We start from the raw sequence: 8,896 nt of genomic DNA, 5'->3' as shown, positions 1-8,896 counted from the left end.
CCGATGGGATTAATATTGGACCGCGAGTGACACGCCGACGGCGGGCATCGCGGTGCTGAAACCACGCGGTTTCACCAGTGCCCAGCTGGAAAAGACGTCATAGGTCAGGCCTTTGAGATTGCCGCGCACACCGAGTGCGGTCCCGGCGAGTGTGTTGCCAGCCAGATCGACCACGCTGGGGCCGAAGACTTTGCCGACATCGAGACCGACGTAAGCGGCTTGGCCGCTGTTGGCTAACGGGAAAGCCAGTTCGTTACGCCAGTACACACCGCGCTCGGCGGCTAAGGTCAGCTCCCCATCAAAGCCGCGCACCGTGTAGCGGTTGCCGATACTGAACTGGTCCGACAGGTACAACGGCGAATGGGTGGTCTGGCCGCGCACGGTGCCGGTGTAGGTCACCGGCTGGCGGGCGATGGTAAAGGGGATGCTGAGCGTGGCGTCCAGGGTCTGCACGCTGCTATGGAGATTGTTGCTGGTCGGGTCGGGCGCACCGTTCGCACCGGTTAAATACGCTTGTCCGTTGGCCCAGTTGACGCCCCAGCGGTTGGCGAGGGTCACATCGAGCTGCGCGTTGCCCCAATAATGGGTATGGACCCACGCCAGTTCGGCGCTGGTGGTGTCGCGCCGCTGCGAAATAATTTCAGTGTCGGCAATCGTCGCATGGCTCCAGCGCTTGCCAAGTGTGAATTGCAGGCGGTTCTTTTGCGCGGCATCGCGCTCGAACAGGTACGACAGCATCAGCGCGACATTGCGCGTGGTGCCGCCAAACAGAAACGTCTGATTCACGCCCGCTACCGATTGATGGAAATGCGTGCTATTGCCTGACAGCGTCGCGTTCCAGTTGCCGTAAGGGAGCGTGTAGGACAGGCTGTCGCCGACCGTGCCGCGCTGGCTGCCTTGGCGTTCGGCGTCGGTGGTGAGGCCCAGGTTCAGCACGTCGTTGAGACCGAGCAGATTATCGACGGCCAGTCCCAGACCGGCCTGCCATTTACCGGTGGGCGCTGCACCGCTGTCGTCTACCGTCGCGGTCAGCCGCCATGGTTTTTTGCGTTGCAGGTCGACCACGATATCACTGTCGCCGGGTGCCTCGCCGGGGACGATCTGCATGGTCGCCTGCTGGCTCGGCACGCGTTGCAGTTGTTCGAGTCCTTGCTCCAGATCGGTGACGGTGAGCAGCTGGCCGGGGCCGGTCGGAAACGCGGTGTGCCAGCTGCCGTACAGGGTCGGATCGGTAAAACGGATGGCGCGGATCACGCCCGGTATCAGGGTGAGTGTCAATACGCCGGTGGATAAATCCTGCGGCGGAATCCCCAGACGCGTGGTGCTGTAGCCACGGGCGAGAAATTGACTTTGCAGACGCCGGACGATCAGATTGACGCCTTCGGTGCCGATACAGGCACCGGCGTAGTGGCGCAACGCATTCTGCGCAAAGCGAAACGGGTCTAGCGGCAAATTGCTCGCGCCCGCCACGCGGGTCGCCAGCGGTAAAGAAGCGGGTACGTCGAGAATAAACTGGTCAATCGTAAAACACGGGGACTCCACCGGCAGCGACAAATCGTGGACGATCCCCAGCGGCGGCAGCGTCTGCACCACCACGTTGGGCAGGGACAGCTGGCGCTGACGTTCCTGGGCCTCGGCCTGACTGCGGCGGCGCAGTTCTTCGGTTTCCGGGGTCTGCACGCTTTGCGCACCGCCTTCGTGACAGGCACTGGCCAATGCCACGGCCACGCTGAGTTGTTTAATCGCGGTAGACCAGCGTCGCATGCCTTTCATCCATTCTGCCCTCGTGAGTTGGATGAGAAGTGTAGCTAAAGGTGAAAGAGTTCCATAGGAAATACATGACTATGTAACAAGAGTTCACAGTGCTGGCGCAATTGTTATATCCCTTGGTTGTTTATTTGAAACAAAAATTGTTTCTCTGGCAATGTATCTGGCAGTATGAAGAGAGATAATCTGAGAGCGAATACGACCATGGGGAGACATAATCGATGCGCACTGCACGCCATACAACAGCCCGACCCGGCGATCAACACCGCCCGAGTGAACTCCCGACACTGCCCCCATGGCACACCTTTCCTGCCGGTCCGGCATATCATCTGCTCATGGCAGTGTCGGGTAACGTGTCGGTGCATAAAAACGGCCATACCCGCACTTACGCGCCCCATCAGATCGTCTTGCTCGATAGCACGTCTGGCGTGGCGACCTTACAGGGGCAGGTTGTGATGTTACGTTTTACGGATGCGGAGTTATATCGATGGTTGCCTGTACCGCAAACGCTGATCGGACAAGCGCTTTTGGGGGAGACCGGATGGGGCAAAGTGCTTCGTGTGTACTGCGAGAGTCTGACCCCGGCCTGTCTGGCGGCTGCCACGCCGCAACAGAGCGCACAGATACAATTCCATGTATTGACGCTGGTCGGGTATGCCGCAGAAGAACAACATATCAACGGCAAGACCGGGTGATACCTCCCATGCCCCCGTGCGTAAAAGGCCTCCAGGTGCATCAAACTGCGTCACGCTGATGCGGGGCATATCTCTCCATGCCCCGCGCTGGGTGGGTCTGTGGCGGTGCCTCAGGGTGCGTTAATACCGGCGTATCTAATGAAGAGCGCAGGCGTGGTGGGTAGTGCGCGGCGCAGGGTCTGACGGCGGTCAATAAGATCAAAAAGATAACGCAATGCGGGGCGACAAAAAGACCGCGCACGGCGGTCGGTTGCGGCGTGGTGTACGAGCAGCGTGCACACCATGGTGCGAGAGGCGGGTTATTGCCCGGCCCATCTACACAGGCGTATGGCATCTCGTGGTCGCGGAACACGCCTTTAACAATAAAAACTCATGGGTGGAAGCGACATCCGAAACGGGAAAAATATAGATGTCGTGTTTTTACAGTTCAGTACGTACATAAACAGGCTACGTAAGTTATCCGGCACTTTGCTGTCTGACATTGCGTGACGCTAGTTGTCTACGTCGGCGTTGTTGGCCATCGGCATCGGTCATGTAAAAAATGAATCCGGCGTGGGAGCTGTTCTTGTAATACTTGTGCCGAAATAGGGGCGCTGCTTCATTGAGCCACGCGATACACTTTTTAATTCACATCAGGATCCATTAGATGACAGGGCGACTCGATCCAGACGCGTACTCATGCTCGTTGAAAAGGCCGGTCCGGATGCGCTAATTGTCCCTGTAGCGAGACGTCCGTACCATCTATGCTAACGCTTCCAATTACGCTTTGTTTCGCTTGGTTGAGTATCCAAACGAGCAATCCTTCAACATAAGCGTTTCGCCGCTATCACCATATGACAGCACCTGCACGGACGTTGCGGCCTTGATTGCAATTCCATGTTTTTTTGCGAGAGCGCATGTCTCATCAAAAGACAAAACAAGCCAATCATTATGGTGCGTCGGAACGATATCATTTGGACTTCTGGGAGTATCTTCGAAGCCCCACCCGATTCTTCCCCTGGGCTCACGCTTGAAGTAAGCCCCATTTTCATCAATGAACCACTCTTCATGGGTGGCCCCGTTTTTGTCCCTCAATGGCGCGTTTGTATAGGTATCTTTTATAAGCCAGGCGCATTCATTGGACGTCGTGAAATTCTTCATATGGCGCTGTACTGCAACGTTAAGGGCACGGTCATCCGCACCTGCGAAAGGATGCACCTGTGTCTGATATCGCAAACGTGCATCAATCTGGCCGGCCTTCTCCAAGGTCGACCAATTTACCAGTTTTGCCAGATCATGATCACCATAATCACTTTTGCCATCGTCACCAAAACTTTCATCTGATTCAAGGCCCGGGCGGCAAAATACCGGCACCCCTTCCTGTTGCACGCAAGTCCTGTAATTGAATTGCAAGACTGCGATGTTAGGGGTGTCCACATTGGCCAGACGATGTCGATTGACCCGACCAGATGTTTGTACAATGGATTGAGAACTGGACGGTTCAATAACTGCCCAATCAAAATCGTGATCACGACCAATTTCCTCGACCGGGGTCGCAATAACGATGAAGTGAACGCGGTTTTCGCCCTTTTCCACTGCTCTGTACAGAGCCTCAAGGACGAAAGGATTTTGAACCGTGTGGGATGCCCATTCATCTGCTTTACGAGTAAGAATTTGATCAAGCGTGCGTTCAATATTCCAACGCTGGAGCAACCCAACCTGCGAGTGGTAACAACACACCCGCACATGGGGCAGGATTGTTGCCAAACGCCGCGCTATCGCAATGGCAATACGAATGTTAGCGACCCGAACGAGTCCTATCGATATTTTTCCGGTGAAACCGGCAGCATTCTTCGGCGCGGCCCATGCATGCCGCTCTTGTAAGCGAAGACAAGCCGCCTCCACGCCAGCAAAGAAGTGCTTTTCACCGTCCTTAGTCCCTCCATGACGCGAGACGTTTTGTAATTCTGCCGGACGGAAAAGTTGATTACCCATTGAAGCCATCATCAAATGGAGATGGTCGTTAAAAGCTTCTATAAACGTAACATCCGTAGCGCTAGATAAAATCAATGGTGCAACTCGGTCATCAATGACAACTTGACGCCATGTGGTTTGTTTTTCGTGGAGGGCATTGTACAAACGAACCCCAAGCGCAAAAGCCTCGTAAAGCACCTTTGCAACGGGAGCGGACAATGTCGCGGAAGAGGCAATAACGTGACGTCCCCACATAGCCGATGCAGTGACCAACCGTGCGACGGCAACCATCGCCTTTGGATCGTAGGCATCAATTTCGTCCAAGATGAGGTCACTGTGCATCATACGCAGCATAGCGAGACCATGATTCCCTTGCTTATTAGGTTCACCTGCATTAATAAGAAAATCGATAGTGGACACAACGACCGGAGACATAAGCAACGGTTGCAAAACTGGCTTTTTATCCAGGAATCCCTTTAACCAATCCGGTGGTTCAACACCTCCACCTTCGAAATCGAATAATTCTTCAGGCTCATTTTCATCTTCGTCAAACAGCTCCGCAGTTTTTTTTCCAGCATCATGTAGTTGAATAGCAATACGACTTCCCATGACACACGCCAACTGCTCTTTATTTAATCCTAGTTGCTCCGCATAAGCGTCTCGCGTCTGCAACGTCAGCGTGCGTAAGTTGAGTGCGGCGGCGACCCGAAGAGGCTCCTGAAAACCATCGTTACCGGGAGGATGCAATGCCGCTACGGCGCGCATGTTCATGCGCGTTTTCCCGCTCCCCGTTCCCGCAATATTAATTACAAGTGTCGGAAGAAACCGCTCTGATTGAACCCTCTCGATTTCATCGGCACATAGGTTTTGCCATTGGAAGCGGTCACCAGACCTTTTTCGGAGGATGACAATTGCATCACCGCTCAACCCAGGCGGCCGGAATGACAACATGCGTTGAACCATTGCGCCAGCTTCATTTCCAACTTGGGTTAGGTGCCAGCCCAACTCTTGATTCTTCAGCCGGAGGCCGCCATGTTTATGTGTGTTGGCGAATACCGCTCCCTCGAGCCCCTCTAAATGAGGCCCATGTCCTTCTGACTGCGTTTTATCAATACCAGAGACGTGATGATCGGCAAGAATGAGTGCCATGCGGGCAAGTGATGCAATCGCACGAAGTGCTTCAGGACTGGTGTCGGGCAGGGCGTACTGGCGAATTCTCGATAGCAAATGCTCGACACGTTTTGCCGCCAACAAGGTTGGTTGGCGGAGAAATGGATTCGCTCTGCTTTCTGAGCCATCAGGACGGCACGCATCATCTCGAAAGTACTCCCCGTCGCTTGGAACGGATGGGCTAGCAGTGCTGCCGCGACCGCCTTTTTGCCATCTGGGCAGGCGATGATGCGACATCACTAAGAAAGCCAGCACGGCCTCGACAGTGTTCAACCCTTTGCCTATGCCATGGGCGTGGGTGAGGTATTCTGGCATACGCAAAGGTCTCGTACGACACCAGCTTTCGGTCCAGCTTTTCCCCTCAAAGAGGCCAAGCAATACCTGCAATGAGATCCACTCATGGCGAATAGGATCTCCTGACGGGATTAGCGAGTCGAGTTTTTTTTGAAAAACCTCTCCATATTTGCCAAAATCGTGAATCAAGCCGGCACATTCAGCCAGCAGACAAGCTAAACGCGCAGCAGCAGAAAGCGCTGGCATCTGGCTTTTCTGGGAGTGCTCTTTGGTCGCTACGGCAACGGCACCGCCCAATCCGAAAGTTCCTTTCCTGCCTACCACCCATAACAGTTTGAGTCTACGTTTGCCGTCGTTGACGTAGCAGGAAACGGCTGTTTGCCGGGTGCCGCGACTGCGTAGCTCCAGGTAAAGTGCATCGAGCCCGTTCTTTGTAATGGGCGTTATCCAGGTACGATCACCGTGCCGGACTGCATAGGCATCAAGGACTTTAGCCGTTCTGAGGATAGCTTTTTTTTCACACTGCGACACAAGCACGATATGCATGGGAGGTTTTGCTCAATTGGTTTTCAATGCGTTAGCGGTACCCAGATCGTGCCATCTCCGACGGTACGATCACAAGAACAAATTTGGAGTTCGTGGATATCTCAACTATTTTTATAAACCATAACTATGTTATTTCATGGCCGATTGATTAGTCCCGCCTCCTTTTGATCCGCCTTTCGATGCAAGTGGCAATTCATGGCCAATAATTTTTACACTCGACGAAATTTCCCTTGAGAAATCCAAGTGGATTTATTCAGATCAGCGATCCTTTGAAGCTTTGAGAATCCGCCAGACACGTTGATTGGCGTTGCTGCCAAAGGCCACTTCAAAGGAAATGTTTCCATTGTGATTTGTCATTGCCGAGGAAAATTAAGTCATACTAAAGTGATAAAAAAATATTGAAAAATTACCATTCAATAATATACAAAATACATTACTATGTTGTTGTAACAATGATATCACTCACAATACAAAGATTGGAAGAAAACCCATGTTAAAGCCTGACGAAATTCCGAGGCAGGTTAAAAAATCTGGTGTTGTGAGGGTGCCGAAGGTGCCAAAACTAAAACTAGTAAAACCTATCGAGAAAAAGATATGGCCGACGCTAACGAGAGAAGCTTGTCTGAAATCGATCAAGACAGCATCGCATCTTTCCTCGAAAAGTATTAATTCGAATGCTTCGGCGGTCGGTATACGCGTGAGCTCGGCAGAACGACTTTCTCTTCCTTTTGTCGCTATCAGTACCCTAGATAGTGCGCGCATTCCGGTCGATTATGTGCTGGGTGCCACAGACGCTGGTCCGCTTAAACAAATTACCAGCATTCTTGATAAAACTTGTGACGACTTATTCACAAATATAGATCCCGAGCAGCGCGCCATGGTTGAACAAATGGGGCCATTGATGTTATCTGCTGCCTCGGTCGGCACTGGATTCATCGATCCTCGCTTACGTCAAGTTCTATGGCCTAGTGGCGAAAAATCAATGCCATGGATCGCTTTAACGCCACTGCAAAGCAGTGGTCTCAGTGAAGCAATTCGTAACCGACTGGTAATTGAAAAAGCGCGACATATTAATCAGAAAAACGGCAAAAGCAGTATCAATCGACGCGATGCCATCCTCGGCATCGGTGGATCGAATCCCCAAAATGTCGGGCGGTATGTGCGATCCATGCAGCGCCCATTAGTATTTGACGCACCAAAAGAAGACCGAAGCGTTCGTCTTGCTTATGCTCTGCACTTCAAAGGCCATCTGCGGGGTCTTGCCTTCGCTGCACCCTATAAAGAAACGCTGGCCTTCGCACTCTGGCGACACGGAATGCGTAACGCAAATGCGCAAGCAATGCCTAGTAACGCAGCCATCCGGTTAAAGGAGGTTACGCATATTCACGCAATTGCTTGTGCAGCCCTAGCTGCCGCAGCCTCTGCTCGTCATATTCTTGAGCAGAATCTGGAGCATATCAACGGACTCACCACACCAACGCTAGATCCTTTTTTGAGAGCGATGATCGACCCGACGTTGCGCGACAGAAACTTCAAAAAAGACTTCGCCCGCAAGCTCATCAGCAGCATTGAGCGGTTCAAATTCAAGGATGGAAAAAACGAATACGTAGTCAGTGGGGATGGCGAACTATCGGCACTCATCTCGGATGCTGAAGAGGTGGTCGGATGAGCCGTTTTATCGTCCTGCTGCCACGCATGGAAGTCACCGGCGCCAATGCTCTCTCTGCGTGGTGGTTTCTCGCCCCACCCAGCCCCACTGCCTACGTCGGATTCGGACAGGCGTTGGCTTTGAAATGCCTGCCACCGGAGTTGGCACATCAATTTATAGGTGTCGGTACGGTCATTCATGACTATCGCCTGCGCGCCGAGAAAGTCAACGGAGCGTACTCGTTACTTCCTCACCAGTTGCGCGCTGCCGCCTTGATTAATACTGACGATTATTCTTCTAAAAACAAGAACGCGCTTTCGCTTCAGCCCACTGCCCGGTGCGATATGACCGTATCACTGGCGATCGTATTTGACGAAGGTGCAAGTGTCAATATGGATTACGTTGAAATTTTTCTGCGCAACGCCCGTATGGCGGGTGGTGCAGTGGCAATGGACTCGCCAAAGCCAATCACCCTCGAAAACATGCGAGAGGTAAAAAATCATCTCAAAACCGGTTTTGCATTACATGCGCGAAATGACCTGATGGTGCCTGCAGAGGGGGAAGACGCATTGGATGCCTTGTTAAGTGCGACGTTGCCGACAACCGAACAACGCCAGGCCTCGCCATGGTTAATGCCAGCAACGATGGGGTTCGTTACCGTGACTGACATTCGTGATCGTGTCTGGACCCGCGATGGACATCCGCATGCTTTTGCCGAACCGCTGGTCGGACTGGTCCAGCTCAAATCCTTAAAAGATACATTTATCCCGACGTGGAAGTACGAAAGACCCTCCGAACGCGTTTTCCTTGTTGGGCATTGAGC

The 8,896-nt window shown here is 52.9% G+C and carries 5 protein-coding genes; 3 read left to right on the top strand and 2 right to left on the bottom strand.

The genetic code is table 11. From position 1 onward, the window contains the following. Window positions 1–9: 9 nt before the first annotated feature. Window positions 10–1,773: a ShlB/FhaC/HecB family hemolysin secretion/activation protein gene (locus tag JQN73_RS11370; RefSeq protein ID WP_205318912.1), complete on the bottom strand. Its 1,764-nt coding sequence runs from the start codon at window positions 1,771–1,773 to the stop codon at window positions 10–12. A 215-nt stretch (window positions 1,774–1,988) separates the two neighbouring features. On the opposite strand from JQN73_RS11370, the gene JQN73_RS11365 reads away from it, so the two are divergent. Further along, the gene (locus tag JQN73_RS11365; protein ID WP_205318911.1) at window positions 1,989–2,462 is read left to right on the top strand and encodes a hypothetical protein; all 474 of its coding nucleotides are present in this window, start codon (window positions 1,989–1,991) and stop codon (window positions 2,460–2,462) included. 759 nt (window positions 2,463–3,221) lie between these two features. Here JQN73_RS11365 and cas3f read toward each other — a convergent pair. Further along, window positions 3,222–6,425 carry a type I-F CRISPR-associated helicase Cas3f gene (gene cas3f / locus JQN73_RS11360; RefSeq protein ID WP_205318910.1) on the bottom strand — a complete coding sequence of 1,068 codons (3,204 nt, stop codon included), beginning with the start codon at window positions 6,423–6,425 and terminating at the stop codon, window positions 3,222–3,224. A 490-nt stretch (window positions 6,426–6,915) separates the two neighbouring features. Here cas3f and JQN73_RS11355 point away from each other — a divergent pair, with 490 nt between their 5' ends. Continuing rightward, on the top strand, window positions 6,916–8,094 hold the full coding sequence (locus tag JQN73_RS11355) for a hypothetical protein (protein ID WP_205318909.1): 1,179 nt from the start codon (window positions 6,916–6,918) through the stop codon (window positions 8,092–8,094). Beyond that, window positions 8,091–8,894 carry a type I-F CRISPR-associated protein Csy2 gene (locus JQN73_RS11350; protein WP_205318908.1) on the top strand — a complete coding sequence of 268 codons (804 nt, stop codon included), beginning with the start codon at window positions 8,091–8,093 and terminating at the stop codon, window positions 8,892–8,894. The genes JQN73_RS11355 and JQN73_RS11350 overlap by 4 nt, the downstream gene beginning before the upstream one ends. Window positions 8,895–8,896 lie beyond the last annotated feature (2 nt).

Source organism: Glaciimonas sp. PAMC28666, assembly GCF_016917355.1.
Lineage (GTDB): Bacteria > Pseudomonadota > Gammaproteobacteria > Burkholderiales > Burkholderiaceae_D > Glaciimonas.
This window is presented reverse-complemented; position numbering and strand designations above follow the sequence as displayed.